Origin of the sequence: Streptomyces sp. CB00455 (genome assembly GCF_001905445.1) — a bacterium.
Lineage (GTDB): Bacteria > Actinomycetota > Actinomycetes > Streptomycetales > Streptomycetaceae > Streptomyces.
Window position 1 is genome coordinate 25846 of sequence record NZ_LIVQ01000009.1, and the last position, 26719, is coordinate 52564.

The 26719-nt window shown below is 72.9% G+C and carries 22 protein-coding genes; 12 read left to right on the forward strand and 10 right to left on the reverse strand.

The features are described from left to right. The first annotated feature begins 114 nt into the window (after window positions 1-114). From AMK16_RS28555 to AMK16_RS28565, 3 genes are read left to right on the forward strand one after another with little or no spacing between them, the layout of a single operon-like run. Complete coding sequence (locus AMK16_RS28555; protein ID WP_073920214.1) at window positions 115-897, forward strand: LamB/YcsF family protein; 783 nt, start codon at window positions 115-117, stop codon at window positions 895-897. Beyond that, complete coding sequence (locus AMK16_RS28560) at window positions 894-1511, forward strand: 5-oxoprolinase subunit B family protein (protein WP_073920215.1); 618 nt, start codon at window positions 894-896, stop codon at window positions 1509-1511. Before AMK16_RS28555 ends, AMK16_RS28560 begins: the two co-directional genes overlap by 4 nt. Further along, window positions 1508-2374 carry a biotin-dependent carboxyltransferase family protein gene (locus AMK16_RS28565; RefSeq protein ID WP_073920216.1) on the forward strand — a complete coding sequence of 289 codons (867 nt, stop codon included), beginning with the start codon at window positions 1508-1510 and terminating at the stop codon, window positions 2372-2374. The genes AMK16_RS28560 and AMK16_RS28565 overlap by 4 nt, the downstream gene beginning before the upstream one ends. Window positions 2375-2716: 342 nt before the next feature. Here AMK16_RS28565 and AMK16_RS28570 read toward each other — a convergent pair whose 3' ends face one another. After that, window positions 2717-4114: a hypothetical protein gene (locus tag AMK16_RS28570; RefSeq protein ID WP_073920217.1), complete on the reverse strand. Its 1398-nt coding sequence runs from the start codon at window positions 4112-4114 to the stop codon at window positions 2717-2719. A gap of 330 nt (window positions 4115-4444) precedes the next feature. Further along, window positions 4445-4867, reverse strand: coding sequence for an ankyrin repeat domain-containing protein (locus AMK16_RS28575; RefSeq protein ID WP_073920218.1), 423 nt, complete (start codon window positions 4865-4867; stop codon window positions 4445-4447). Between the two features lie 315 nt (window positions 4868-5182). Between AMK16_RS28575 and AMK16_RS28580 the strand changes: the two genes are divergently transcribed. Continuing rightward, the gene (locus tag AMK16_RS28580) at window positions 5183-5377 is read left to right on the forward strand and encodes a hypothetical protein (protein ID WP_030706611.1); all 195 of its coding nucleotides are present in this window, start codon (window positions 5183-5185) and stop codon (window positions 5375-5377) included. Window positions 5378-5455: 78 nt separating this feature from the next. Then, a complete protein-coding gene (locus tag AMK16_RS28585; RefSeq protein WP_073920219.1) occupies window positions 5456-7084 on the forward strand; it encodes a hypothetical protein in 1629 nt (542 codons plus the stop codon). 111 nt (window positions 7085-7195) lie between these two features. Here AMK16_RS28585 and AMK16_RS28590 read toward each other — a convergent pair whose 3' ends face one another. Continuing rightward, window positions 7196-8701 (reverse strand): SCO1417 family MocR-like transcription factor, encoded by a 1506-nt coding sequence (locus tag AMK16_RS28590; RefSeq protein ID WP_073920220.1) that lies wholly within the window; start codon window positions 8699-8701, stop codon window positions 7196-7198. Between the two features lie 218 nt (window positions 8702-8919). On the opposite strand from AMK16_RS28590, the gene AMK16_RS28595 reads away from it, so the two are divergent. The 3 genes from AMK16_RS28595 (at window position 8920) to AMK16_RS28605 (ending at window position 11835) form a co-directional block, all read left to right on the forward strand. Continuing rightward, window positions 8920-9690, forward strand: coding sequence for a glycerophosphodiester phosphodiesterase (locus tag AMK16_RS28595; RefSeq protein WP_073920221.1), 771 nt, complete (start codon window positions 8920-8922; stop codon window positions 9688-9690). Between the two features lie 66 nt (window positions 9691-9756). Further along, the gene (locus AMK16_RS28600) at window positions 9757-11148 is read left to right on the forward strand and encodes an MFS transporter (RefSeq protein WP_199885637.1); all 1392 of its coding nucleotides are present in this window, start codon (window positions 9757-9759) and stop codon (window positions 11146-11148) included. A gap of 312 nt (window positions 11149-11460) precedes the next feature. Further along, entirely contained in the window at window positions 11461-11835 is a 375-nt protein-coding gene (locus tag AMK16_RS28605; protein ID WP_031146696.1) for an RNA polymerase-binding protein RbpA, read from the forward strand. A gap of 138 nt (window positions 11836-11973) precedes the next feature. Here the strand turns inward: AMK16_RS28605 and fxsA are convergent, their stop codons facing one another. The 4 genes from fxsA to AMK16_RS28625 all read right to left on the reverse strand — a co-directional run bounded on the left by fxsA (window position 11974) and on the right by AMK16_RS28625 (window position 15880). Next, window positions 11974-12552: an FxsA family membrane protein gene (fxsA, locus tag AMK16_RS28610; RefSeq protein WP_073920222.1), complete on the reverse strand. Its 579-nt coding sequence runs from the start codon at window positions 12550-12552 to the stop codon at window positions 11974-11976. Window positions 12553-12628: 76 nt separating this feature from the next. Then, a complete protein-coding gene (locus tag AMK16_RS28615) occupies window positions 12629-13423 on the reverse strand; it encodes a polyprenol monophosphomannose synthase (RefSeq protein ID WP_073920223.1) in 795 nt (264 codons plus the stop codon). 331 nt (window positions 13424-13754) lie between these two features. Next, window positions 13755-15383, reverse strand: a complete 1629-nt coding sequence (locus AMK16_RS28620) for an amidohydrolase (protein ID WP_073920224.1) — start codon at window positions 15381-15383, stop codon at window positions 13755-13757. 56 nt (window positions 15384-15439) lie between these two features. After that, a complete protein-coding gene (locus tag AMK16_RS28625; protein WP_030030904.1) occupies window positions 15440-15880 on the reverse strand; it encodes an Lrp/AsnC family transcriptional regulator in 441 nt (146 codons plus the stop codon). A gap of 217 nt (window positions 15881-16097) precedes the next feature. Between AMK16_RS28625 and AMK16_RS28630 the strand changes: the two genes are divergently transcribed. Next, entirely contained in the window at window positions 16098-16556 is a 459-nt protein-coding gene (locus AMK16_RS28630; protein WP_073920225.1) for a hypothetical protein, read from the forward strand. A 9-nt stretch (window positions 16557-16565) separates the two neighbouring features. Here the strand turns inward: AMK16_RS28630 and AMK16_RS28635 are convergent, their stop codons facing one another. Then, a complete protein-coding gene (locus AMK16_RS28635; RefSeq protein WP_073920226.1) occupies window positions 16566-17690 on the reverse strand; it encodes a phosphotransferase family protein in 1125 nt (374 codons plus the stop codon). 1158 nt (window positions 17691-18848) lie between these two features. On the opposite strand from AMK16_RS28635, the gene AMK16_RS28645 reads away from it, so the two are divergent. The 3 genes from AMK16_RS28645 (at window position 18849) to AMK16_RS36010 (ending at window position 23961) form a co-directional block, all read left to right on the forward strand. Then, a complete protein-coding gene (locus AMK16_RS28645; protein ID WP_073920228.1) occupies window positions 18849-21626 on the forward strand; it encodes an AfsR/SARP family transcriptional regulator in 2778 nt (925 codons plus the stop codon). 455 nt (window positions 21627-22081) lie between these two features. Beyond that, on the forward strand, window positions 22082-23419 hold the full coding sequence (locus AMK16_RS28650; protein WP_143196909.1) for a hypothetical protein: 1338 nt from the start codon (window positions 22082-22084) through the stop codon (window positions 23417-23419). A 113-nt stretch (window positions 23420-23532) separates the two neighbouring features. After that, complete coding sequence (locus AMK16_RS36010; protein WP_143196910.1) at window positions 23533-23961, forward strand: hypothetical protein; 429 nt, start codon at window positions 23533-23535, stop codon at window positions 23959-23961. A gap of 835 nt (window positions 23962-24796) precedes the next feature. Here AMK16_RS36010 and AMK16_RS28660 read toward each other — a convergent pair. Both AMK16_RS28660 and AMK16_RS28665 read right to left on the reverse strand, forming a co-directional pair. Continuing rightward, window positions 24797-25969, reverse strand: a complete 1173-nt coding sequence (locus AMK16_RS28660) for an acyl-CoA dehydrogenase family protein (RefSeq protein WP_073920230.1) — start codon at window positions 25967-25969, stop codon at window positions 24797-24799. A 247-nt stretch (window positions 25970-26216) separates the two neighbouring features. Then, entirely contained in the window at window positions 26217-26507 is a 291-nt protein-coding gene (locus AMK16_RS28665; protein ID WP_073920231.1) for a hypothetical protein, read from the reverse strand. Window positions 26508-26719 lie beyond the last annotated feature (212 nt).

Here is a 26719-nt window from a genome sequence, read left to right on the forward strand (position 1 = left end):
CATGGTTCGGCCGGATCGTCCCCGGCCGCCAGGACCGGATCGTCCCCGGCCGCCGCGGCCGGATCGTCCCCGGCCATCGGGGGGCGGGGGCGTGCGCTGTTCTACGCTCACCGCATGGCTTCCATGATCACACCCTCCGAGGCGGCGATCGACCTCAACGCCGACCTCGGCGAGGGATTCGGGCGATGGACGCTCACCGACGACGAGGCGCTGCTCTGCGTCGTCACGAGCGCCAACGTCGCCTGCGGCTTCCACGCCGGGGACCCGTCCACCATGCGCCGGGTCTGCGAGCTGGCGGCCGCGCGGGGGGTGCGGATCGGCGCGCAGGTGTCCTACCGCGACCTGGCGGGCTTCGGCCGCCGGTCGATGGACGTGCCGGCCGCCGAGCTGGCGGACGAGGTGGCCTACCAGATCGGGGCCCTGGAGGTGTTCGCCCGCGCGGCGGGCTCCCGGGTGTCGTACGTGAAGCCGCACGGCGCGCTCTACAACCGCACGGTGCACGACGCCGACCAGGCCGGCGCGGTCGTCGCCGGGATCCTGACGGCCGGGGGCTCCCTGCCCGTGCTCGGGCTGCCCGGCTCGCTGCTGCTCTCGGCGGCGGCCGGGGCTGGGCTGACCGCCGTCCCGGAGGCCTTCGCGGACCGCGCCTACACGCCCGGCGGCAGGCTGGTGCCGCGCGGCGAGCCCGGGGCGGTGGTGCACGACCCGGAGGCGGTGGTGGCGCGGGCGGTGCGGATGGCCGCCGAGGGTGCGGTGACGGCGGCGGACGGCTCCCGGGTCGCGGTGGCCGCGCGCTCGCTGTGCCTGCACGGCGACACGCCGGGGGCCGCGGATCTCGCCCGTCGCGTCCGCGCGGCGCTGGGCGCGGCCGGCGTCCGCGTGGAGGCCTTCGCGTGAGGACCCTCGCGGTCGGGACGCAGGCCCTGCTGATCGAGCTGGAGTCGGCCGCGGAGGTGGCGGCGCTCCACGCCGAGCTGCTGCGGCGCCGGGACGCGGGCGAGCTGGGAGCCGTACGGGACATCGTGCCGGCGGCGCGGACGGTGCTGCTGGACGGCGTACGGGATCCGGCCGCGCTGGGCGACCGGATCGCGCGCTGGGAGGTGGCGCCGCTCGCCCGGTCGCAGGGTCCGCTGGTCACCGTTGCGGTCCGCTACGACGGGCCGGACCTGGTGGATGTCGCGCGTCTGTGGGGGGTGGACCCGGGAGCCGTACCGGGCATCGTCGGCGGCACGGTCTTCCGGGTGGCCTTCTGCGGCTTCGCCCCCGGCTTCGGCTACCTGACGGGGCTCGCCGAGCGTTTCCACCCGCCCCGCCGGGCCACGCCCCGTACGGCGGTGCCGGCCGGCTCGCTGGCCCTGGCCGGCGAGTACGCGGGGGTGTACCCGCGCTCCTCCCCCGGCGGCTGGCAGTTGATCGGGTCGACGGACGCGGTGCTGTGGGACCCGGAGCGGGAACCGGCGGCGCTGTTCGCCCCGGGCGTGCGGGTGCGGTTCACGGAGGCGGCCGGATGAGCGGCCTGCTGGTGGTGCGGCCGGGTGCGCTGACCACGGTCCAGGACGGCGGCCGGGCGGGGTACGCGCACCTGGGGGTCCCGCGCTCGGGGGCCCTGGACACGGCGGCGTACGCGCTGGCGAACCGGCTGCTCGGCAATGCCCCGGGCGCGGCGGCGCTGGAGACGACCGTGGACGGGGTCGGCCTCCTGGCCCTCGCCGCGACCACGGTGGCGGTCACGGGCGCGCCCTGTGCGGTACGGGTGTCCGGCCGGCCGGTGGCCTGGGGGGCGCCGGTCCGGCTGCCGGCCGGTGCGGAGCTGGAGGTGGGCCGGGCGGAGTGGGGGTTGCGCAGCTACGTCGCGGTCAGGGGCGGCCTGGCCGTCCCGCCGGTCCTGGGCAGTCGCTCGACGGACCTGCTGTCGGGCCTGGGGCCCCCTGCCCTGTCGGCCGGGATGCCGCTGCCGGTGGGCCCGCCGGGTCCGGACCGCTTGCCGGCCGGGAACCTCTGCCCGCTGCCCGGGGCGCCGGAGGAACTGCGGCTCCCGCTGCGGCCGGGCCCGCGGGCGGACTGGTTCACGGAGGCCTCCCTGGTGGGGCTGTGGCGCTCGGTGTTCCGGGTCTCGGCGGCGTCCAACCGGATCGGCCTGCGCACGGAGGCGGGAGCCCCGCTGGCCCGCGCCCGGGAGGGCGAGCTGCCGAGCGAGGGCATGGTGCTGGGCGCGGTCCAGGTGCCCCCGGACGGCCTGCCGGTGGTCTTCCTCGCCGACCACCCGGTCACGGGCGGCTACCCGGTGGTCGGGGTGGTCCCGGTGGGACCGGCACTGGACGCGGCGGCGCAGGCCCGGCCGGGGACCCCGGTGCGCTTCATCCGCGCCGGCTGACCCCCGCCCGGCGCCCGCGAGCGGCGGGGCGTGAGGGCCGGGGCCGGCGGGCGCCCGCGGCGAGGGCGGCGACGACGAGGTGCTGGAAGGGCTCGACGGCCCGGAAGTACAAGCCTCCGGCCGGCCGGAGGGACCGTACGGCGGTCGTGCACACGCCCTCGGTCCGGCCCCCGGTCGGGCCCTCGGTCCCGTACCCGCCGTACCCGCCGTACCCGCCGTACCCGCCGCAGCGGCGATCGGCCGCACCGTGAACGAGACGCGGAAACCCAGGTGCCTGTCGTCGTCCCCGCAGAGGACTTCGTCTCCCAGACGGCCAGGATCCGCAGCGGCCTCATCTACCGGCTACACCGCGGACTCCGGCGTGATCCGGCTCCGCACGGCCGACTGTACGTCTTCCTCCTCGGCGGGATCCGCGGCGAGGCGGCGCAGCCGGGGCGCCACCCGGGCGTCGGCCGTCTCCGCGTGCCGGGCGGCCACCTCGCGGGTGGTCTCCTCGCAGTCCCACAGGCATTCGACGGCGAATCCGGCCGCGAAGCGGGGGTCGGTTTCGGCCAGGGCGCGTGCGGCGCGGCCGCGCAGGTGCGAGGAGGCGGTCTCCCGGTAGATGTGCCGCAGCACGGGGGCGGCGCAGTTGATCGCGAGGCGGCCGGCTCCGTCCACGAGGGCGTACAGCCGCGGGGTGTCGGGACCGTCGCCGCGGACCGTGGAGCGCAGGGCCGCCAGGACCAGGCTCGCGTCCTCGGCTCCGCCGCGGGTGGCCAGGGTGGCCGCGGCGGCCGCGCCCAGGGCGTCGGGACGCAGGACCCAGCGGCGGGCGCGTTCGACGGCGGCGGGGCCGCACATGCGCTCGTAGGCGGCGATGGCGGGCTCGTCGGCGGCGGCTTCGATGAGGTCCAGCACGGCCGGGTTGTCCGGTTCGGCGAGGACCAGGTGGTGCAGGGCGGTGGCGCGGGCGGCCTCGCCGGATGCACCGGCGGCGGCCGCGAGGATGGCGGACCGGTCCTCGGCCCCGGCCACGGCGGCCAGGCAGCGCGCGGCGGGGACGTGCAGCGGCGTGCCGCGGCGCAGTCCGTCGGCAGCCCAGTCGAAGACGGCCTGGACCCCCCAGTCGGGCCGGGGCCCGCTGGGCGTCAGCTGGCGCTGCCAGCGGTCGAAGGAGCCCTGTTGGCGGGCGGCGCGCAGGCGCTCGCCGTGCTGGGGGGACTCCTCCCACAGGCACCAGGGCCGGGGCTCGTAGGCGTCGCGGACGGCGGCGGCCAGCTCGGCCTCGCCCTGCGCCGAGACGGGGAAGCGGGCGATGACGGAGCCGGCCAGGGACCGCAGCCCCTCGTCGTCGTCGCGCAGGGCGAGCTCGTCGAGCGCCCAGGCCCAGTTGGCTCCGGAGGCGGCGTACCTGCGCAGCAGCATCAGGGCGTCGTCGCGGCCGTAGGAGGCCAGGTGGCCGAGGACGGACAGGGCGAGGCCGGTGCGGTGGTCCTCCTCGTCGACGAGGTCGTCGGCGCTGAAGAGGTGGGCCTCGATCTCGCCGAGGGGACCGTCGAGGTCCAGGTAGAGCCGGGCGTAGTACAGGGAGCGGTTCTCGACCTGCCAGTCCTGGCGCGGGTCCCGGAGCACGCACTGGTCGAGGGCCCGCAGGGCCTGCGTCCTGGGTGCCGCGAGGGCGTGCAGCGTGCCGTCGCCGCGGCCCCGCTGGAGCATGCCGAGCAGGGTGCCGCTTGGCGCTATGACTGGTTCGAACATGGGAAAGGCCTCAAATCAAGCTGGGGACGCAACCGGGAATCGGGATTCACAGGGCCGCGTAACAGCATGTGAGGACGTCCGCCGTCATGTTCCGCTCGATGTAGACCATTGACTTCTCACTCTCGTCGGTGCTTCGTGGGCCGGGTGGCCGGGCCGGGCCGGACACCCGTCGTGTCCTGCCCGTCCTGCCCGTCCGCCGTGCTCGCGAATCGAATCCGTCGCCATGATGACCCAGCCGGTTTGTGCACCGCGACCACATTTACGGGGGCCGTGACCAACCTGTGAGTTCGGGGCGCCGTCCGGCGCGGCCGGATCCCCGGCAAAAGCGGACTACTCGGCTCCGAAGAGTTCCAGCAGGTCGGCCTTGGCGAACATGCGCGCCGTGTCCACGGCGGAGGGCGTACCGGCCGTCGGATCGGCCCCGCCGGCGAGCAGCGCGCGGATGACGTCCCCCTCGCCCTTGAAGACGGCGCCCGCGAGCGGGGTCTGGCCGCGGTCGTTGGCGCGGTCGGCTTCGGCGCCGCGGGCCAGCAGGGCGGAGACGGCGTCGGCGTGGCCGTGGTAGGCGGCGAGCATGACGAGGGTGTCGCCGCGGTCGTTGGTGAGGTTGGCCGGGACGCCGGCGTCGAGGTACGCGGCGAGCGTCTCGGTCTCGCCCTGGCGGGCGAGGTCGAAGATCTTGGTGGCCAGTTCGATGACGTCCTCGTCGGGGCCGTTTTGGGAACCGGAGCCGCCTTCGGTGTGCTCGCTCATCGTTCGTACCGCCTTTCGCTGGCTGCTGGCAGGACCCGTCCCGGCGGCCCGCCCCCGGCCGGGCGGGCAGGGCGACGGACGGCACTGCGTCCGTACGGGTGAATCGACAGGGTAGCGCCCCGACCTGCACATGTCCGGGCGCGGCCGAGGCAATGATCCCCCTTGCCCCCCATCACGCCGGGCGCGCCAGCCGGAGTGCGCCGGTCCAGTGAAAAACTCCTGGATTCACCCGTATGCACCTTTTGTCGCATTGATACTTCCTGTGAGCCTGGAAGTACTGATGGTGACTGTCCCCACCCACCAGGAGAGATTCCCATGGTCCTGTCCATCTCAGGCGTCGTCCTCCTCGGCATCATCTGCTTCCTGTTCTTCAAGAAGGACGGGATGAAGCTGAGCCACGCGTTCGTCTGTTCGCTCTTCGGCTTCTTCCTCGCCGGCTCCGCCATCGCCCCGAGCATCACAGCGAGCACCGCGAGCCTCGCGAGCCTCCTCGGCGGGATCAAGCTCTAGCCGGCCGAGACACGGCCGCAGCCGGCTGCACCCCACGCACCCGAAGCACCCGAACCTCCACAACTCCAGGAGACGCCCGTGGCCCGGCGCCCACTCCCCCGCATCCTCAGCAGCGGCACCGCGTCGCTGGCCCGGGGCCGCGACTTCGCTCGCACGGCCGCCGACAGCGCCACGGACGTCCTCCATCCGCTCCTCACCATCGGGCGCGGCCTGCGCATCCTGGCCTCGGCCGGGCGGCGCAGATGGTCCGACACCCCCAAGGACAAGCGTGGTCCCGCGCTGTTCCTGGGGGCCGCCGGCGTCCTCGTGCTCGTCCTCGTCCCCTACGGCCCGCTCGTCACTTTGATCACGGTCATGGCGGCAGCGGCCTGGCAGGGGCGCGACCGCACACCGGCGAAGACCGGACCCGGCGACGCCGAGGCCGAACGGCTCGGCTCCCTCTACGAAGCCCTCGTGCCGTACTTCTCCCTCCCGGAGGACCCGAACCCCCTCTTCGCCCACGGCGGGAACTGGGACCGGGCCTTCAGCGGTTACGAGTTCGACGGGGCGGGCCGCGTCACCCGGCTCCACATCCGCTACCCGGCCTACTTCACGGACGGCGAGGCCACCTCGCGGGCCCGGATCGAGGCGCTGCTCCACGCCAAGTCCGGGCGCGGACGGGAGTACCTCTTCGACTGGGACGAGGAGGGCAACCAGCTCGACCTCAGTGTGCTGGCGGCGCTGCCGACGGGCATCGCCGCCCAGCCCTTCGTCACTTCCCCCGGCGAGACCGTCCTCGGCTTCACCGACGCCCGCGGCGTCGCACGCACCCTGCCCGTCCTGGAGGGCGACGAGCCCCGGGACGTCCCGCCGGTGATCTGGCGCACCGGACCGCGCTCCACCGAACCCCACCTGCTGGCCGTCGGCCAGCCCGGCAGCGGCACCTCCACCCTGCTGCGCTCCGTCGCTCTCCAGGCGCTGCGCCACGGGGGCGAGGTCATGGTCGTCGAGGGCGGCGGCAGCGGCGAGTACTCCTGTCTGACCGGCCGCACCGGCGTCCTGGCCGTGGAATGCGGCCCGGCCGGCGCGCAGGCCACACTGGAGTGGGCCGCGCAGGAGACCGAGCGGCGCCTGGTCGCCGCGCACCGGGCCCGCGAAGCGGGGCTCCCCGCACCAAAGGACACGCGGCGCCCCCTGTGGATCCTGCTGGACCGGCCGAGCGTGCTGGCCCACCTCGCGGCCGCCGAGGGCGCACCCGATCCGCTCGGCCGGCTACAGGTGCCGCTGCGCCACGGCCGGGCCGCGCACATCACGGTGGTGGTCGCCGAGCAGTTCGACCATCTGGAGCTGTTGCACGACGCCGTCTGGCAGCACACCCGGGCCCGCGTCGTCCTCGGGGCCGCCGCGGTCCAGCAGGTCTGCGACGTCCTGGGCGCGGCGCCGCACACCACCGCGCCCTCACAGGTGCCGCCGGGCCGCGGGTACGCCCGGCTCGGCTCGGGTCCCGTCCACCGGCTCCAGGTGCCCGCCACCCCGGACCCGTACGACGACGCCGCACACCCGGCGTACCGCCAGGCCGTGCTGGGGCTGCTGCCCGAGCGGCAGCAGCCCGCCGGCGGGAAGGACCGCCCCGCCCTGGCCAAAGCGCACCACGGCCCCCCGGCCCAGGCCCAGGGCCCGGACGCCGACGCGTCGGAGGTCCCCGAGGTCCCGGCCGACGCCCCCTGACCCGGCGCCCCCTGATCCGGCGGGACCGGCGCCCGCCCGCGACTCCGCGTCACACCGCGTCCGGCCGGGCGGGCGCCGGCGACACTCACCCGGTGCCGGCCGGTGCCGGTCTCACGCCACGAAGGTGCGCGGCGGCTCCGCCCCGCTGCCGCCCGCCCCCGTGCCGACCAGCGCGGCGGCCGCGGCCAGCCGGGAGGCGGCCTCCTCGGCCACCGGCCCGCCGACGGTGAACGGCAGCCGGACGTACCCCTCGAAGGCCCCGTCGACGCCGAACCGGGGCCCCGAGGGGACCCGTACGCCGACCCGCTCCCCCACCTCGGCCAGCCGCGAGCCCGAGAGTCCGCCCGCCCGGGCCCACAGGGTCAGCCCGCCCCGGGGCACCTCGAACTCCCAGTCGGGAAGCTGCCGGCGCACCGCCGCGACCAGTGCGTCCCGGTTGTCCCGGGCCTGCTCCCGGCGGATCCCGACGGCTTCCTGCCAGCCTCCGGTCCGCATCAGCCAGTTGACCGCCAGCTGTTCCAGCACCGGCGTGCCCAGGTCCGCGTAGGCGCGGGCGGCGACCAGGCTGCGGATCACGTCGGGGGCCGCGCGGACCCAGCCGATGCGCATGCCGGCCCAGAACGCCTTGCTGGCGGAGCCCACGGTGACCACGGTGCTCCCGGCCGGGTCGAAGGAGCAGACCGGTCGGGGCATCGCCGGATCCGGGTCCAGCTGGAGTTCCAGCATGGTCTCGTCCACGACCAGGACCGTGCCCGCCGACCGGGCGGCCTCCACCATGGCCCGGCGCTGCTCCTGCGAGGCCAGCGCGCCGGTCGGGTTGTGGAAGTCGGCGACGACATAGGCGAGGCGGGGGGCGGAGTCGCGCAGCACCTGCCGCCAGACGTCCATGTCCCACCCGGTCAGCCCCTGCGCCATCGCGACGGGTACCAGACGCACCCCGGCCGCGCGCATGAGCTGGAGGATGTTCGCGTAGGAGGGGGACTCCACGGCGATCCGCTCCCCGCGCCCGGCGAAGAGGCTGCAGATCGCGTCGATCGCGCCCATCGCGCCGGTGGTGACCATGATCTGCTCGGGCATGGTCGGGATGCCCTGTTCGGTGTAGCGGTCGGCGAGCATCCGGCGCAGCGCGGGCAGGCCGGCGGGATAGTCGCCGTGGGTGTGCGCGTAGGGGGGCAGTTCCTCCAGGGCGCCTTGTACGGCCTTGGTGAGCCAGGGCTCGGGGGCCGGCAGGGCGGCGCAGCCCAGGTCGATCATCGAGCCGAGGGATTCCGGCGGCAGGGGCTCCAGGCCCCGGGCGGGCAGCGGGTTCCCGGCCGGTACCGAGGTCCAGCTGCCGGCGCCGCGGCGGGACTCCAGGAACCCCTCACCGCGCAGGGCCTCGTAGGCGGCGGCCACGGTGGTGCGGCTCAGGGAGAGGGCGACGGCCAGTTCCCGCTCGGCGGGGAGCCGGGCGGCGACCGGTACGCGGCCTTCGAGGACGAGGAGGCGGATCCCGTCGGCGAGGGTGCGGTACGCGGGCGGCTTGCGGGAGCCGCCCGGGATGGGGGCCCGGTCCTGCTGGGAGGCGATGAGGCGGGCGAGCTGAGCGGCACCGACCGCCGAGGTCCATTCGGCCATTGCGTCCGGTCCACCTTCGTCGGATTGGCCCGGCCGGAGCGGCCCGGCACCTGGATTGGATCGAAGTCTGCGCACCCAGGGTGTCACGGGCCGGGCCACCCGCACCAGGCCGGGCCGTCGCCCCCCACCTCCGCGCCTTCCGGTCTTGCCCGCCGCCGCCCGTCCCCCGTCCACCCGCCCGACCGCCGCGTCCGCCGCGGGCGGGGGATACTGCCGCTGTGACGCACGTACGCCTTCGCCACCCCTATCTGGACCACCCGGCTCCGATCCCCTTCGCGCACCGGGGAGGGGCCGCGGACGGGCTGGAGAACACCGCCGCCGCCTTCCGCCGGGCCGCCGGGACGGGCTACCGGTACTTCGAGACCGATGTGCACGCCACGGCCGACGGCAGGCTCGTGGCCTTCCACGACTCCACGCTCGACCGGATCACCGACGGGCGGGGCCGGATCTCCGAGCTGCCCTGGGAGCGGGTCCGCGAGGCCCGGGTGGGCGGCACCGAGCCGCTGGCGCTGTTCGAGGACCTGCTGGAGGAGTTCCCCGACGCCCGCTGGAACATCGACGTGAAGGCCGAGTCGGCGCTGCACCCGCTGATCGACCTGGTCGCGCGGACCCGCGTCTGGGACCGGGTCTGCGTGGGTTCCTTCTCCGAGGGCCGGGTGGCCCGGGCCCAGAGGATCGCCGGGCCCAGGCTGGCGACCTCGTACGGCGTGCGCGGGGTGGTGGGCCTGCGGCTGCGTTCCTACGCGATCCCCGCCGCGCTGCGCGTGGGGGCGGTGGCGGCGCAGGTCCCGGAGACCCAGGCGGGCATCCGCGTCGTCGACCGGCGCTTCGTGCGGACCGCCCACGCCCGGGGCCTCCAGGTGCACGTCTGGACCGTGAACGAACCGGAACGCATGGAGGCTCTCCTCGACCTGGGCGTCGATGGCATCATGACCGACCGGATCGACATCTTGCGCACGGTGCTGGACCGGCGCGGGGCCTGGGCCTGACGCGGCCGCTGGTTCCGCCGCGGGCGCCGGGGGCCGCGCGGTACGGGGACCAGCGAGGGGGCACCGATGAGTGTGCGGACGGCGGACGAAGCGGAACCGGGGGCCGGGGACGGCAGACCGGCGCCCGGGGCGGCCGTGGCCGCGGCCGCCCGCAAGCGCGAGCAGCGGGGCTGGTACTTCTACGACTTCGCCGTCTCGGTGTACTCCGCGAGCGTCCTCACGGTGTTCCTCGGCCCCTACCTGACGTCCGTGGCCAAGGCCGCCGCCGATGCCGAGGGTTTCGTCCACCCGCTGGGCGTCCCCGTGCGGGCCGGCTCCTTCTTCGCCTACTCGGTCTCGGCCTCGGTGATCCTCGCCGTGCTGATCATGCCGCTGGCCGGGGCGCTCGCCGACCGGACCGGCCGCAAGAAGCCGCTGCTCGCGGTGGCCGCGTACACCGGCGCCGCGGCGACCGCCGGGATGTTCTTCCTGGAGGGTGAGCGCTACCTGCTGGGCGGGCTCCTGCTGATCGTGGCCAACGCCTCGCTGTCGGTCTCGATGGTGGTCTACAACGCCTACCTGCCGCAGATCTCCACGCCGGACGAGCGCGACACCGTCTCCTCCCGGGGCTGGGCCTTCGGCTACACCGCGGGTTCGCTGATGCTCGTGCTGAACCTGGTCCTCTACCTGGGCCACGACTCCTTCGGCCTGACCGAGGGCGAGGCGGTCCGGATCTGCCTGGCATCGGCGGGCGTGTGGTGGGGGGCCTTCGCGCTGGTGCCGCTGCGCCGGCTGCGCGACCGGACGGCGGCCCGGGCGCCGCAGGCGGGTCCGGCCGTGAGCGGCTGGAAGCAGCTCGTCGCCACGCTGAAGGACATGCGGCGCTACCCGCTGACCCTGTCGTTCCTGCTGGCCTACCTGATCTACAACGACGGGGTGCAGACGGTGATCTCCCAGGCCTCCGTCTACGGCTCGCAGGAGTTGGAGCTGGAGCAGTCCACGCTGATCGGGGCCGTGCTGCTGGTGCAGGTCCTGGCCGTGGCGGGCGCGCTGGGGATGGGGCGGCTGGCCCGCGCCTACGGCGCCAAGCGGACGATCCTCGGCTCGCTGGCGGCCTGGGGGGTGACGCTGGCGGCCGGCTACTTCCTGCCGGCCCGGACCCCGGCGTGGTTCTTCGCGCTGGCCGCGATGATCGGACTGGTGCTGGGCGGGAGCCAGGCGCTGTCACGCTCGCTGTTCTCCCACCTGGTGCCGGCGGGCAAGGAGGCCGAGTACTTCTCCGCGTACGAGATGAGCGACCGCGGGCTGAGCTGGGTCGGACCCCTGGTCTTCGGCCTGACGTACCAGGTCACGGGCAGCTACCGGGACGCCATCATCTCGCTGGTGGTCTTCTTCGCACTGGGATTCGTGCTGCTGGCCAGAGTGCCGGTGCGGCGCGCGGTGGAGGCCGCAGGCAATCCTGTACCCGAGCGGATCTGACACGGGTCCGCAGGCGCGCGCGGCTCGCATCCACGAACGAATTCCGAACGAATTTAGACGTTGAAGCAAAGGGCCGGTAGTGTACGCCTTTGGCCTGCCAGCCGGACCGTTACTGCGCGTTCCAAAAGCGCAGACGTTGGGTGACATCTGCTGCCAGATGTGACAAAACGGGCACCGGTGGGTACAACAAGGGGCGGCACGACGGGCGACGCACGACCCGGAGCGGGAATCTATACCGCCGACCGGACGTTGACCGGATGACGACGACAGCGACACCTGTCCTGTGGGCGACAAGCCCGGGAGGCACGATTCATGAGTGAGCGAGCTCTCCGCGGTACGCGCCTCGTGGTGACCAGCTACGAGACGGACCGCGGCATCGATCTGGCCCCGCGCCAGGCGGTGGAGTACGCATGCCAGAACGGACATCGATTTGAGATGCCGTTCTCGGTTGAGGCAGACATTCCGCCGGAGTGGGAGTGCAAGGCGTGCGGCGCCATGGCACTCCTGGTGGACGGGGACGGGCCCGAAGAGAAGAAGGGCAAGCCTGCGCGAACGCACTGGGACATGCTCATGGAGCGACGCACCCGCGAGGAGCTGGAGGAAGTGCTGGCCGAAAGGCTCGCGGTCCTCCGTTCCGGCGCCATGAACATTGCCGTGCATCCGCGGGACAGCCGCAAGTCCGCCTGACACCCGGACGCAGATACAAGCCGAGGGGCCCCGCCACAGTGTGGCGGGGCCCCTCGGCTTTGGTACGCAGACGTGTCGCGGCTTCGGGACGCAGGCGTGTCGCGTCCGCCCGGCTCAGCCGGACGGACGCGGTCCCGGTTACGGGGTGAGCGGGGGGCGGTACGCCGCGTCCGGCCCGGGGTGCTGCCCCGGCCCGTCCCCGCGGATGACCTCGCCCTGCACGACCTTGCCGTCGGGCTGATGGATACGGGCCTGCCGCAGGACGCCCCCGAAGGAGCCCGCGGGGGCCGAGGCCATCTTCCGGTCCAGCGAGCGGGCGGCCCGGCGGCCGATCCACGCCCGGACGGGCGGGAGCAGGCACAGCAGCCCCGCGACGTCCGAGAGCAGCCCCGGCACGATCAGGAGCAGGCCCGCCAGCATGGTGAGCCCGTTGCCCCGGCCGGGCTCCTGCGGCGTGGGCTGCCGGCCCTGCTGGGCCTGCTGGAAGGTGTCCGCGAGGTTCTTGAAGGCGCGCCGCCCGGCCCGCTTGACGACCACCACGCCCAGGACCATCCCGCCCGCCAGCAACGCGGCGACGGTGAGCCCGCCGGCCGCTCCGGCGACCAGGCTGAGCAGCCAGATCTCCAGGATCAGCCAGGCGGCGACTGCCAGGGGAAGGATCGTACGGGCGGGTGAGCGCCGCCGGGGGGCCGTCTGGGTGGGAGCGCCGGTCGTCATACCCCCAGTGTGCCCGGCCCGGTGTAAAAGCAGCCTCAGCCGGAGGTACCGGACATCCCCTCGGGTGTCCGGGCGGTCAGGCCCGGCCGGAGTCCCGGGGCGCGTCGTCGCCCCGGCCCGGCAGCAACTTGGCCGCCTGGGCCTTCAGGCCCCACTGGGTGACCCGCCACAGGGCCTCCACCACGATGTCCTTGCTCATCTTGCTGTCGCCGAACTCACGCTCGACGAACGTGATCGGCACCTCCACCACGCGGAAGCCCTTCTGCACGGCCCTGCGCGCCAGGTCGACCTGGAAGCAGTAGCCCGCCGAGGCCACCTCGTCCAGGCCGAGCCCCTCCAGGGTCTCGCGGCGAAAGGCCCGGTAGCCGCCCGTCACGTCGCGGATCGGGACGTCCAGCATCAGCCGGGAGTACGTCGAACCGCCGCGCGAGAGGATCTCCCGGCTCTTGGGCCAGTTCACGACGCGGCCGCCCGGCACCCAGCGGGACCCCAGGACCAGGTCGGCGCCGGCCAGCGCGGTCAGCAGGCGGGGCAGCTCCTCCGGCTGGTGGGAGCCGTCGGCGTCCATCTCGACGATCACGCCGTAGCCCGCCTCCAGGGCCCACACGAAACCCGCCAGGTAGGCGGCGCCGAGCCCCTCCTTGCCCTTGCGGTGCAGGACGTGCACGTGGTCGTCACCGGCCGCCAGCTCGTCGGCGAGCTTGCCCGTCCCGTCGGGGCTGTTGTCGTCGGCGACGAGGACGTGGGCGTCCGGGACCGCCGCGCGGACCCGCCCGACGATCAGCCCGATGTTCTCCGCCTCGTTGTAGGTCGGAATGATCACCAAGGCCGTACCGAGCGGGCCGTAGGTCCGCTGTCCGCCGTCGCTCACTGAGTCCCCTTTTGTGCTCTTGCACGTCCTGTACGTCTGGTCGCAGGACATGACTTTAGAACAGTGCTCGGGGCCAGCGGTCCTTCGGGCCGGTCGGACTCCCGCTGGCTGCGGGTCGCCGTGACCGTTGTCTACTGGACCGCCGGGCCCCGAACCGGGGCCACCCTCCCCCGGCTCCCGCCGGGAACGCGCCCCCACCGGCGAAACCTTCCCCCGCCCCCGAGGCGCGGGCGCGCTGAGCGGACGGATCCGTCCGGCACGGACGTCCTGTGGTGGACCCGGCCGAACCTATCCGGGTCCGGGCGCCCGCACCGAACCGAGGCCCGCCGGATCACCCCTGTGGGCGTACGAATACCTCCCGCCCGCCGACGACGGTGGACAGGCACACCGGAAGGGCCGCACCGGGGCTCAGGTCGGGCAGCCCCGGGGTCCCGGAGCGGGGGTCGGTGGACCAGCGGGCGACCCGGTCGTCGGGGGCCTGGACGACCAGCTCGGCGGTCTCCCAGACCGCGTAGTCGGCCGGAGCGCCGGGCACCAGGACGCCCGCGTCGTCGCGGCCCAGCGCCCGCCAGCCGCCCCGGGTGTGAGCGGTGAAGGCGGCGCGTACGGAGATCCGGTGCTCGGGGGTCCGGTGGAAGGCGGCCGCCCGGACGGTACCCCAGGGGTCGAGCGGCGTGACGGGCGCGTCCGAGCCGAAGGCCAGCGGAACACCGGCCTTGAGCATGGCCGCGTACGGATTGAGGGTGCGTGCCCGCTCCGCGCCGAGCCGGTCGGCGTACATGCCGTCCTCGCCTCCCCAGGCCGCGTCGAAGGCGGGCTGCACGGAGGCGGTGAGGCCGAGCTCGGCGAAGGCGGCGATCGTGGCGGGCGTCATCATCTCGGCGTGCTCCACGCGGTGCCGGGCCGCGCGCACCCGCGCCAGGCCGACCTTCTCCGCGGCCGCGCGGACGCCCTCCACGACGGCGGTGAGGGCCGCGTCGCCGATGGCGTGGAAGCCGGCCTGGAGGCCCGCCTCGGTGCAGGCGGCGACGTGCCCGGCGACGTCCCCCGCGTCCAGATACCCCGTGCCGGTGTGCGCGGCGTCGGCGTACGGGGCGTGCAGGCAGGCGGTGTGCGAGCCGAGCGCGCCGTCGACGAAGAGGTCGCCCGCCGCGCCCACGGCCCCGAGCGCCGCCGCCTGGCCGAGGTCCCGGTCGGCCCAGTACCCGAAGACGCGGGGCCCCGGCCGCTCGGCGGCCAGCGCCAGCAACGCGGTGAAGTCCTCGGCGGAGGAGATGGCCGGCCCGCCGCACTCGTGGACGGACCCGATGCCGAGCGAGGCCGCCCGGTCCAGGGCGGCCCGCTGGGCCTCGGCGCGCTGGGCCGGGGTCACGGCCGCCAGGGCGGCGGCGCGCACGGCGTGGTGGGCGTCGCGGGTCAGCGGCTCGTCGCCGTCGGCGCCCACGCCCGGGACCAGGTCCAGCAGGGCGGTGGTGACGACGGCCGAATGCACGTCGATCCGGCTGAGGTAGAGCGGACGGCCGCCCGCTGCCTCGTCGAGCTCGGCGCGGCGCGGCGCCCGGCGTTCGGGCCAGCGGGAGGCGTCCCAGCCGTGGCCGAGGAGTACCCGGTCGCCGGGCCGGCCGGCGGCGTGGGCGCGTACCAGGTCCAGGGCCGCAGAGAGGGAGGGCGCCGCGGAGAGGTCCAGGCCGGTGAGGGCGAGGCCGGCGGAGGTGGTGTGGACGTGCGCGTCGGTGAAGGCGGGGGTGACGAGCGCCCCGCCGAGGTCGACGACCTCGTCCACGCCCGGCGCGAAGGCGTCGGCGGCGCCCTCGGAGCCGACCCACGCGATGTGTCCGCGCTCCACCACCATGGCGGTGGCGAAGGGATCGGCGGGGCTGTGTACCTCGCCCCCGCGCAGCAGGACGGTCCTTGTCGGTGCTCCGGCGGCGTCGGCGGAGTGGGCGGTGCGGTCAGTCATGGTGACCAGTCTCCCGCGTCGCCCCGCACCGGATGACCGGCGGGTCCCCCGGGCCGCTACACGCGGGGCGGGCGGGCCTCGTAGGGGGTGGACAGGACCACCGTGGTGCGCGTCGCGACGTGCGCGAGGGCCCGCAGGCGGCCCAGGAGGTCCTCCAGCTCCAGCGGGGTCGCGACGCGGACCTTGAGGATGTAGTTCTCGTCGCCCGCGACGCTGTGGCATGCCTCGATCTCGGGCACCCCGGCCAGCCGGTCGGCGATGTCGTCCGGGGCGCTGGGGTCGAACGGCTTGACCGAGATGAAGGCCGTCAGCGGCAGGCCGACGGCCTCGGGGTCGACCACGGCGGCGTAGCCGCGGATCACACCGCGCTGTTCCAGGCGGCGTACTCGCTGGTGGACCGCCGACGTGGACAGCCCGGTGGCCTTGCCGAGGTCCGTGTAGCTCATCCGCCCGTCCCGCACGAGCAGATCCACGATCTGGCGGTCCAGCTCCTCCATTGCGCTCATAGCCGCTCAACCTACGGCCCAACGGCACTCCAGGCACAGTGCTGTCCACCCACTGGCGGCATCTGCGGCGGGCATGTGACCAAGGCCACAGGGGTATGCAGGCGTACGGACGGCTGTTGTGGTTACTCGTGCCGCGCGACGGGAAGTGCTTGGTGTGGCCGAGGCCGCAGAACCTGCCCGCCCGGCCCACCCGAGGGGGAGTACATCCATGCTGAACACCAAGCGCGCCGGTCGCACCGAACCGGAGCCACTCGAACCGCTCGACGCCGGGGAAGGCGCGTACGCCGAGTACGCCGAATACCTCGACGACGGCGAGGGCTTCGAGATCCACCACGCGGTCTGCCCCGATTGCGGGCAGTCGATCGCCCTCGTCGCCGACGAGGAGTACCTGCCCCAGCACGCGCTCTGCCTGACCCCGTGGAACCCCTTCGGCCTGACCGTGTGCGCCGGCACCGGGCGGCCCGTCGGCGACGCGCTGCCCACCGTCGGCGCGATCCAGCCCGTGACGGTGCAGGAGTTGGAGCCCGTGGTGCTCCTGAGCCTGCCCCAGGGGCTCGACTGGCGGACGCAGCCCTTCTCGCACGTCGGCGGTCCGGGCTCGCGTCCGGTGCGCGTCGTGAGCCCCTTGCTGCCGCAGACGCGCCGGCAGCACGCGCAGGCGGCCTGACCCGCCCGGCTACCAGTACGTTCCCTGCACCATGGCGGCCAGACTGGCGTGGTGCAGGATCAGGCCGTCCGTATCGCCGGCGACTGCGGGGCTCGCGCTCTCGCCGAAGTGCGCCTGCCGGCAGGCGATGCGCAGCATCACCATCGCGTGCCGCAGCGCCGCGTAGAGGGTGTGGAACTCCATGTCCCGCGGGGTGTGCCCGGTGAGTTCGGCGTACCGGCACTCCAGGTCCTCGCGGCGCAGGAAGTCCGGCAGGCCGCGCTGTCCGAAGCCGACGGTGAGGTCCTGGAAGAACCGGTGGAGGTAGACCGTCCAGCCGAGGTCCACCTCGCGCGGGGCGCAGGCCGCCATCTCCCAGTCCAGGACGGCGACGGGCGTGAAGCCGTCGTAGACGACATTGCCGATGCGGGCGTCACCCCAGTTGAGGACCGCCGGGCCCTCGTCCTGCGGCCACAGCTCCTCCAGCCGGGCGAACGCCCGCTCGATGAGCGGGGAGGGGGCGATCCCGTCCACCACCCAGGCGTAGTAGGCGCGCTGGGCGTCCACGTGCCGGCGCAGCGCACTGCCCTCGCCCTCCGGGAGCAGGAACCGCGCCTCCGCGGCGGGAAACTGGTCGTGCAGCCGGGCCAGCAGGCCGATGCTGGCCTCCTGGAGCGCGGCGCGCTCGGCATCGGTGGCGTCGTGGAGCCAGTTGCCCTCGTAGGTGTAGGGCATGACGTCGGGCGGGACCCGGCCCTCGGCGCGGGCCATCACGAAGAACGGCGCCCCCAGCGGCTCCGGGTCCTCCTCCAGCCACTGCACGCGCGGGACGGGCACGTCGGTGTGCCGGGCCACCAGGCTCATCACCCGGTGCTGGCGGGGCATGTCATAGGAGGGGAAGACGGTGTGGGCGGCCGGGTCGGCGGCGAGGCGCAGCGCGCAGGCGCGCAACGGGGTGTCGGGATGGTCTATGTCGAAGAGCAGGGTCTCGCTGGACATGCCGTTGGACGCGGGCACGGAGATGTTGCTGACCCGCGCCCCGGGAAGCCGGGTGTCCAGCCAGACGGCGAGCCGCCGGCCGAGCTCCCCGGGCTCCCGGGTGGAGGTGCGCGGGCGCGGAACGGTGGCCGTGACCGCCCCTCCCGCCCCGGACATACGAAGACTGCCGGGAACCCCCCAAAGGAACGGGCCGGCTGTAAGACATAGACACGGGGACCGGGGAGATCAGAGAGCCGACTGCCCGCTTCGGCGGGCATGTTCCGGCCCGGGCCGATAGGCAGGCCGCTCCGGGTCGGGGGGCGCATCCGATCGCTACACACTTGCTCTCAGCTCAGCGACTGCCACTCGCTTGTGGCTGGGCATGAGCCGCCTCAGATCGCTACAGACGTCTCCTGTTTGGCGGCTGCCACCTGCTTGTGGCCGGGCATAAGCCGCCTCGGATCGCTACGCACATCTCCGGGACGGCGACTGCGGGTATTTTGTCCTTGTTTGGCGCCTGGTTGGGGCCGGGAAAGCCGGTTGGTGGAGTGTGGCGTTGGAAAGTTCAGCGTCAGGCTCCGGCAGGGCTCGCTGAGCCGACGGAAGCGCGCTCAAGCGCCCCTCCCGCTCCTCGCCGCCCCACTCCCCCGGCCTCTCGGCACTTTCCTTTGCTTTTTCCCGCCTCCAACTAGCCGCTGTCGCGGGCAAAGAGAAACAGGTGACAGCCGTGGGCGGCTTAGTAGCTGTTGCTCTATCGAGCATGGTGGGCGTGACTTCGAGTGTGGTTGCCCGGCCGGGTTATGGCCTGCCGTGCGCTTTTCCGATGTGCCGGTTTAAGTGACAGTGGTTCAGACAGACTTCTGCCAGCCTAAAGTGGCTGGTCAGCAAGACTGCTCCCCACATCCACGGGGATGAACCCATAGTCCCCGTCACGGCCGCCCACGCCTTCCTCGCCCAGCAACGGCTTCCCCAAGCCCGCACATCGACTGGGGCTCGGTCCGATAGTGGGGCTGGGCCCTGCTGCCGGTGCCCGGCTGCGCCGGGGCCGTCGGCACGGCATCGGCCGGATGGGCCATGAGATTCCAGCGGACCGCGACGACATAGTCGTTGCCCCGCTCGCCAGTGCGGCCCAGAACAAGGCGTTCTGTGCCGCCGCGCTGTCCGTGGGGCTCATGAGGCCTGCCGTAGGCCACGGCGCGGTCTCGCGGGGCGCCAAGGGGCAGGTGGTCGGGCTTGGCATGGTCGGATGCGGCATGCAGCGCTGGATGGCGGGTGCTTGAGGGTGGGGGGGCCGTGGCGTTATTCTGAGGTCTTTTGCTGGGAGGCATTGGGTAGATGGAGTTCCGGTTGCTCGGAGCGGTGTCAGTTGTCACCGAGGCCGGTGGTCTGTCGCTCGGCCCTGTCAAACGGCGCAGTCTGCTGGCCGCCTTGCTACTGCGGCCCAATTGCCCGGTGCAGGTTGAGCACCTGATGGCTGCGTTATGGGAACAGGAGCCGCCGGCGCGCGCCCGCGGTGTCATTCAGGGGCATGTATCGCAATTGCGGGAGTTGCTGACGGGTGCTGGCGCCCGGGCGCATGGCGTGCAGTTGGTGACCCAGGGCGGGGGGTACGTCCTGCGAATGCCCAGGGCCTTGCTGGACGTGCACCGTTTCGAGGAGCTGGTGGCTGGGGCCCGTGGGCAGCGTGGCCCGGGTGAGGCGGTGGCGATGTACCGGGAGGCGTTGTCGCTGTGGCAGGGGCCTGCGCTGGCCGATGTCTGCGCGAGCCCGCCGCTGCTGGCCGCGGCGCAGGCGTTGGAGGAGGTGCGGCTGGCGGCGGTGGAGCAGCTGGCGGCGCGGTACGCGCGGTTGGGCGAACATGCCGGGGCGGTCGCGGTCCTGCGTGCGGAGACGGTTGCCTATCCGCTGCGTGAATCGCTGTCCGCTGCGCTCATGGGGGCGCTCCACAGGGCAGGCCGTCGTTCGGAGGCCCTTGACTGGTTTCATCGCACGCGGCGGTTGCTCGCCGACGAGCTGGGTGTGGATCCGGGCCGGGAACTGGCGGATGCCTATACTGCGGCCTTGCACGGTGCGGAAGGTGACGTGGCGCAGGCCACCGCAGGGGACAGGACGAAGGCCGCCGCGGTTCGGCTTCCTTGCCCGGTCACCATGACGGACGTTGCACTTCCTGCCGCCGTACCGGATGTCGCCGCTCGGCCTGGTGTGCCCGATCTGCTGCCGCGCGCGCCGCGTGGCTTCCACGGGCGGGCGGCGGAGCTCGTCGCCTTGTCCCAGGCCGCCGAAGGTGAGGCGGCGATCTGTCTGGTCACCGGGCCGGCCGGGGTGGGGAAGACGGCCCTGGCGCTGCACTGGGCACACCGAGGCCGCGCCGGTTTCCCCGACGGGCGGCTCTACGCCGACCTGCGCGGGTTCGGTGACACGGGCGAGCCGCCCCTCGTGGAGGTGCTGCGCGAGTTCCTGCTGGCGCTGGGTGTCGCGCAGAACCGGATACCGGAGTCGGCGAACGGTGCGGCCGCGTTGTTTCGGTCGCTGGCTGCCGACCGCCAGCTGCTCGTGGTGCTCGACAACGCGCGGGATTCCGGGCAGGTCCGGCCGCTCCTGCCGGGCGGCCGCCGCTGCGTCACCGTCGTCACCAGCAGACACCGGCTGCCGGGGCTGATCGTCACCGATGCTGCCCGGCCTGTTGCCGTGGATGTGCTCGGGCCGCAGGACGGCACGATGCTCCTGGCCGGGGTGCTCGGCACGGACCGGGTGCGCGCAGAGCCGGAGGCCGCGCGCCGGCTGGCCGAGTTGTGCGGCGGGCTGCCGCTCGCGCTGCGGGTGACCGCCGCCAGGCTGGCGCAACGGCCCGGCTGGCCGCTGGGCGCGATGGCCGACGAGCTGTCCGACGAAACGGGCCGGCTGGGCTTGCTGGACGTGGAGGACACCGGCGTGCGGGCGGCGCTGCACCTGACGCTGCAACAGCTCCCTTGGGACGTGTCGCATCAGTTCGCCCATCTCGGCCGCCATCCCGGCACGCACGTCGACCGGTATACGGCGGCGGCCCTGGCCGGCACGAATCCGGCGGCCGCCGAAAGTTGCCTGGAGCACCTGGCCGCCGCGCACCTGGCCACGGAGACGGCGTCCGGCCGCTGGACGCTGCACGATCTCGTACGGCTCTATGCGCGGAGTCTGGACGCCGGGCCCCACGCGCTCAAGCGTCTGCTCGACCACTACATCGCCACGGCCCTCGCGGCCATGGCGGCAGCCGAGCCCGGCAACGAAGGGGACTTCCCGCCGCCGGCGGACTATCTGCCGCCCGCCGCCGTGCAGGAGTTCGGCGACCGGTCCGCCGCCGTGGCCTGGTACGCCGCCGAGCGGGACGACCTCACGCTGGCAGTGGCCGCGGCACACGCCGCCGGACTGCACGGCAGGACCTGGCGGATCGTCCTGACACTGTGGCCGCTGATCGTGTGGCGCGTGCGGGACGGCTGGGTCCCGCTCCTGGAGACCGCGCTCGCGGCGGCACGGGCCGACGCCGATGCGCACGGTGAGGCGCGGGTGCTGAACGTGCTCGGCTGGGTGCTGATCGAGGAAGGGCGCATCGCAGAGGCGCAGACCCGCCTGGGAGCCGCCTCCGCGCTGGCCGCCCGGGCCGGCGACCCGGTAGCCGAGGCGAACGCGCTGATCGTCCTGGCCGTAGCGCAAGCAGCGCTCGGCGGCCCGGACAAGGCTGCGCAAGGATGCGAGCGCGCGGTGGAACTGGCGCGCACGACCGGCAACCGGACCACCGAGCGACTGGCCCTCCAGCACCTCGCCCGGCACCGGGCCGACGCCGGGAAATGGCGCCAGGCCCTCGACACCGCAACCGAGGCCCTCGCCTTCGACGACCGACCCGGCGCCGCCGACGTGCCCCGGATCCTGCTGCTCCAGGTGAAGGGAGAGGCGCTGCTGGGGCTCGGGGACGAGGCCGAGGGCATCCGGCAGCTCGACCGGGCGGCCCGGGAGGCGGAGGCGTGCGGCTACGAGGACGGGGCGGTACGGGTGCTCGGTGTGCTGCTGAGGGTGTCGGCGGATGCCGGACTTCAGGGACGGTACGACGCGGCGGTCGCGCGGCTCACGACGCGGTCCTGACCCGTCGCCTGCGGCCCGGCCGCCTGGCGCGCGGCCGACGGGCAGCCCCTGCACGGCGGCAGCACGCAGCGCGTCGCTGCGCTCCTTGGGGAACCGGGGACTCCACCGGCTGAACGGCAGCAGGCCGGTCCGCGCGCCGGGCCGGGGACGGCGCATGGTCCGGGCCACGCCGGTGGTGTTCGCTGCCGGTTCAAGGGGCCCGCCTGCGCGACGTGCCCCCGCTGGTCACCGCCCCGGGCACTGCGGACGCGCCGGCCTGGGCGGCGCGTCAGGAATACGTGAGCAAAGCGTGAGCGGGGAGTGGGAGTCTGATCTCTCTGCGCCCCATAGGGCAGCTCACGTCGGTATATGCCGGCCTCATGCCCGCAGCAAGGAAACGGCCGGCACGGGAATCCTCCCGTCCCGGCCGTCCTGTGCCGACCGTATTCTCTTGATACATATCCGAAGGCGGAAATGTGAAGTACAAAATCTCCAGAGGGAAGAGGGCCCTGGGGCTCTCACTCGCCCTTTCCGGGTCCCTGCTCGTCCTGCCTAACCTGGCACGCGCTGAAGAGGGTCCGGTTTCCGCGCCGGTCGGGTTGCGCACTGCGATGACGGCTCAGAATGCCGGCATGGGAGGTCAGGCTCCGATCTCCGAAGCCGCCAACGAGATCTACCGGACAGCCCAGGAAGACCCGGGCACGGGGTACGCCGGCATCGTGCTGTCCACGCAGGACGCCGGATACACCCTCAGCTGGAAGGGCGAACTTCCCCAGGCGATCTCCCGTCTGATCACCGCCCACCGCGGAAAGGGGATCCGAGTTGCCGTCACAGCGTCCACATACACATTCAAGGAGCTGGACGAACGGGCACGCGCCATTATGGAGTCGGGCGCCACGGCGGGCGGGGCTCCGATCGCGAGTGCCGGGCCAAGCAGTGATGGCAATTCACTGACCATCGGCGTCGACTCCTCCGGTCTGCCTGCCAGAAATAATCTGCGCGACGAGGCGGGGACTGATTCTCTTCCGAAATCCCTCTCCGGCGGTATTCCTGTCAAGGTGACCGAGGAGGAAACTCCGGCCGACATCGGCTATGGCGCACGGTACACCGGTTCATTTGAAGGAAAAAAGGTCGCGGGAGGGATGGTCATCAGGGGCAAAGCGGTATGCAGCAGTGGCTTTTCCGCGTTTTCTCCTGCGACTAACCGCTACTACATGATCACAGCCGCACACTGCGTCAATGGGGTCGGCGACACCATCACGAACGCCGTTGGCACTCCCATTGGAAGGGTTATCGACGTGCAGCAGTCGCCCGACTCTGCTCTCGTCGAGCTATTTCCCGAGGTCGGGGCGGTGGACTGGGTCTTTACCGGATACGGAGTAGGGCTTGACCCCAGTGGGCGGAAGGTGATGTCGGAGGGCCGCCCCTTCGAGGGTGAGCTGCTCTGCGCCAACGGGGCCCTTCTCGGCGAGATGTGCGGTGCAAAGGTCACTAAAGTCGACCAGTATGTCAAATCAGAGGCTACTGGCTATGTGCGGCATGTGAACAAAGTGGAGCAAGTGGCCGGCAGGACCCTCGCCGGCTCGGGAGACAGTGGCGGCTCCGTATTTACGTACGGAATGGACGGGAAGGTTTCAGCCCGCGGTATTCTGTCCATGAGCATCCACGGTTATAACTGCAAGAATCCCCTGCCGACGGGCAATAAGACTCGGCCGGGCTGCTCGGAACATGCTTGGATCACGAACATCTACGAGAATACAACTTCACACAACAATGTGGTCAAGTCGTTGCGCGTGCAGGCCTTCGACCGCTAGTGCGCACTAACGCCGCTCATTTCGGGCCGCGTAATGGAAATGCATGCACAAAAATTGCAGGTCCCAGAATTCACTGGCGTCAGCGAAAGGGTCGGCCGAACATGAGAGCCAGCATGAAGAAGATGAAAGCCAGTGCTGCCGCAGCCGTTGTCGCGGTTGTTGGCGCGGCGGGACTCGCTACGAGTTCAACACCAGCCCAGGCGGCAACCTGCTACGGGGAGGGGGAGTCCGCATATATCTGCGAGTACGGGATTACCGAAAGGCCCCTCCCTGACAGGTCCCTGGAGCAGTTTGTCATCGGAACAGACAAAGCGGTGTGGACACGCTACACGAAACATGGCCACTGGACCGCCTGGGAAACCTTGAATGGAATCGCCCAGAGCCAGGTTTTCATCGAAAGTGAATACGTCGGCAACCCGCTCGGCCCATTCCATACCACGATCACCGTGGTCGGAGGCGACGGCAAGCCCTGGTCAAGGGAGCGGACATATTTTGGAGGCCCCTGGAGCCCCTGGGCCCGGGCAATTGATCCGCGTCCGTGAGTTGAGAGCAAGGGTGTAGCGATCTGATGCCTGCCCCCCGACCTGGACGCGCCTGTCTATGGGCCCCGGGCGGGAACGTGGCCGCCGAAGCGGGCAGTCGGCTCTCTGATCTCCCCGTATGTCTCTCTGTCCCCCGGCCCGTTCCTTTGGGGGGTTCCCGGCAGTCTTCGTATGTCCGGGGCGGGACGGGCGGTCAAGGGTGGCCGAAGGCCATCGCGAAGCGACGCGACCGCAGGGAGCGCCCTTGAGGGCCCGGCCCGACACGGAGAGACGATGAGACTGACGGGAAACCCCCAACCCTTCCCTGATGCCGAGTGACCGGCTCCCGACCCCCGAAGCCACCGCCGCACCACCCGAAGCCGACCAGCACAGACCCCGCCACCCGAAGCCACCCCGACTGTCCCTGACCCCGTCCAGCACAGACCCCCGCCCCCGAAGCCTCCACCCTTCGAACGGATCCCCGGGCCACGGCGGTGGTTACTCCCCGCCCCCGTGGGGCGTTGGTCCGGCATGACCACTCCGGTGGAGACTTTCGTGTCACGGACGGGGCGGTGGCGGCGGCAGTTGCCCTCCGGTTACAAAGAATCGGTTCCGCAGGGGCACCTTCCGCGGCAGCCTGATCCGCCCATCTACCGTGCGCTGATGGCCCGTTGGGCGGAAGACGGCCGGACCGTGCCGGGGCGGCGGGATCCCGAGTGGTCCCGGGTCAGCTCCTCGCCGGTCTGGCCCACCGGTCCGCTCTTCGGGAGCTGAGGTACCGGCCGGCCCAGGCCCTGCCGCGCCTGCGATCCGCCCCAGGCCCTGGCACGTCTGCAGCCCGGCCCCGGCCCCGGCCCTAGCGGGTCTCCGGGCCGGCCAGGTGCCGGGCGATCACCATGCGCTGGATCTGGTTGGTGCCTTCGACGATCTGGAGCACCTTGGCCTCCCGCATCAGCCGCTCGACGGGGAAGTCCGCGGTGTAGCCGTAGCCGCCGAGGACCTGGACGGCGTCCGTGGTGACCGCCATCGCGGCGTCGGTGCAGAAGAGCTTGGCCATCGCGGCCTGGCGGGCGAACGGCTTGCCGGCGTCGCGCAGCCGGGCCGCCGCGAGGTAGAGCGCGCGGCCCGCCTCGATCTTGGTGGCCATGTCGGCCAGCATGAAGCGCAGCCCCTGGAAGTCCGCGATCGGGTGTCCGAACTGCTTGCGGTCCCGTGCGTACGACAGGGCCTCGTCCAGCGCCGCCTGCGCGACGCCGATGGCGCAGGCGGCAATGCCCAGGCGCCCCGCGTCCAGCGCGGCCAGGGCGATGGTGAAGCCCTGCCCCTCCTCGCCGATGCGGCGCGAGTCGGGGACGCGTACCCCGTCGAAGTGGAGCTGGGCGGTGGGAGAGCCCTTCATGCCCATCTTCTTCTCGGGTACGGCCGCGCTCAGGCCCTGCGCGTCACCGGGGACCAGGAAGGCCGTGATGCCCTTGGGTCCCTCGGCGCCGGTGCGGGCGAGGACGGTGTAGAAGTCGGCGACTCCGCCATGGGTGATCCAGGCCTTGGTGCCGGTGATGATCCAGTCTTCGCCGTCGCGCACCGCCTTGGTGGTGAGGGACGCCGCGTCCGAGCCGGCGGCCGGTTCGGAGAGGCAGTAGGCGCCGAGCAGGCCGCCGCCGAGCATGGCGGGCAGGTGGGCGGACTGCTGCTCCTTGGAGCCGTAGCCGGCCAGGCCGTGACAGGCCAGGGAGTGCACGCTCACGCCGAGCCCGACGGTCAGACGGGCCGCGGCCAGCTCCTCCAGGACCTGGAGGTATACCTCGTACGGCTGGTCCCCGCCGCCGAAGGCGCCGTCGTAGGGGAGGCCGAGCAGGCCGGACTCGGACAGGAGCGTGAAGACCTCGCGGGGGAAGCGGCCGGAGTCCTCCTCCTCGGCGGCCCGGGGGCGGATCTCCCGCTGGGCGATCTCGCGTACGAGGGCGAGGAGGTCCCGGGACTCCTCGGTGGGCAGCTGACGGTCCACCGGCTGCGGGGCGCGGTCTGTCATGGCGGCGCTCTCCTCCCTGTTCGGGCACGGCGGCGGCGCGTGAGGTGTGGGACGCGACGCCGGGTCTCGGTGCTCTCACAGCCGATGGTGCCCTCCCGGATCGCGGAAGGGCCTCTTCAGTGGCTGCGGCGGGTTGAGTATGCCCGATCAGGGGCTTCCCGTCACCGGTGCAAGATCGCCCGGCGGCCGGTCCCCCAGTCGGCGGCGGGCGGAGCGGGGCACTTCGGGACGAACTCCTCGATGGCGCTCAGGGTCGCGCGCAGCCGGCGTACGGGCAGGGCCCCAGCTCGCTGCGGCCGGGCCGGCCGGTGGGGTCCGCGGCGCCCTGGTGGTGCTCGGCGTAGTGGAGGTAGCCGTCGATGGTGCGCCGGACCCGTTGGGTGGCGGGAGCCCGACTTCCTCGCCGGCGCGGGCGACGAGCCCGGCGACCGAGGGCGACCGAGTCCTCGACGGTGGCGGCGCGGTAGCCGCGCTTGCTCGTGACGTGGGAGGAGTTCAGCCCCTTGGCGACGCCCGCGTGCTGGGCGATGCCGTCCATGGAGAGCGCGCCGTACGAGAGCCGGCGGACAACTGGCGCCCGCTCGCCATGAGTTCGGCCCTGCGGACCTGCGGTCGCTCGGTCGCACCGCGTTGTTCACCATCGTTCACATGCGGTCCCGGCTTCGCACTGTCGCAGGAGAGGATGCCGGCAGTACGGCAGACCTGCGTGCCGCGATCTCCTCGCACAGCGGGTACGCGGCGCCCCTCGCG

Excerpts from the sequence above, each read along its gene's own strand:
- AMK16_RS28625 (WP_030030904.1), bottom strand. The coding sequence starts at position 15,880 with ATGGAGGAGCTGGACCGCCAGATCGTGGATCTGCTCGTGCGGGACGGG.
- AMK16_RS36010 (WP_143196910.1), top strand. The coding sequence starts at position 23,533 with ATGAAGAAGATGAAAGCCAGTGCTGCCGCAGCCGTTGTCGCGGTTGTT.
- AMK16_RS28580 (WP_030706611.1), top strand. The coding sequence starts at position 5,183 with ATGGTCCTGTCCATCTCAGGCGTCGTCCTCCTCGGCATCATCTGCTTC.
- AMK16_RS28620 (WP_073920224.1), bottom strand. The coding sequence starts at position 15,383 with ATGACTGACCGCACCGCCCACTCCGCCGACGCCGCCGGAGCACCGACA.
- AMK16_RS28575 (WP_073920218.1), bottom strand. The coding sequence starts at position 4,867 with ATGAGCGAGCACACCGAAGGCGGCTCCGGTTCCCAAAACGGCCCCGAC.
- AMK16_RS28630 (WP_073920225.1), top strand. The coding sequence starts at position 16,098 with ATGCTGAACACCAAGCGCGCCGGTCGCACCGAACCGGAGCCACTCGAA.
- AMK16_RS28605 (WP_031146696.1), top strand. The coding sequence starts at position 11,461 with ATGAGTGAGCGAGCTCTCCGCGGTACGCGCCTCGTGGTGACCAGCTAC.
- AMK16_RS28645 (WP_073920228.1), top strand. The coding sequence starts at position 18,849 with ATGGAGTTCCGGTTGCTCGGAGCGGTGTCAGTTGTCACCGAGGCCGGT.
- AMK16_RS28660 (WP_073920230.1), bottom strand. The coding sequence starts at position 25,969 with ATGACAGACCGCGCCCCGCAGCCGGTGGACCGTCAGCTGCCCACCGAG.
- AMK16_RS28555 (WP_073920214.1), top strand. The coding sequence starts at position 115 with ATGGCTTCCATGATCACACCCTCCGAGGCGGCGATCGACCTCAACGCC.
- AMK16_RS28635 (WP_073920226.1), bottom strand. The coding sequence starts at position 17,690 with ATGTCCGGGGCGGGAGGGGCGGTCACGGCCACCGTTCCGCGCCCGCGC.
- AMK16_RS28570 (WP_073920217.1), bottom strand. The coding sequence starts at position 4,114 with ATGTTCGAACCAGTCATAGCGCCAAGCGGCACCCTGCTCGGCATGCTC.
- AMK16_RS28565 (WP_073920216.1), top strand. The coding sequence starts at position 1,508 with ATGAGCGGCCTGCTGGTGGTGCGGCCGGGTGCGCTGACCACGGTCCAG.
- AMK16_RS28665 (WP_073920231.1), bottom strand. The coding sequence starts at position 26,507 with ATGGACGGCATCGCCCAGCACGCGGGCGTCGCCAAGGGGCTGAACTCC.
- fxsA (WP_073920222.1), bottom strand. The coding sequence starts at position 12,552 with ATGACGACCGGCGCTCCCACCCAGACGGCCCCCCGGCGGCGCTCACCC.
- AMK16_RS28600 (WP_199885637.1), top strand. The coding sequence starts at position 9,757 with ATGAGTGTGCGGACGGCGGACGAAGCGGAACCGGGGGCCGGGGACGGC.
- AMK16_RS28590 (WP_073920220.1), bottom strand. The coding sequence starts at position 8,701 with ATGGCCGAATGGACCTCGGCGGTCGGTGCCGCTCAGCTCGCCCGCCTC.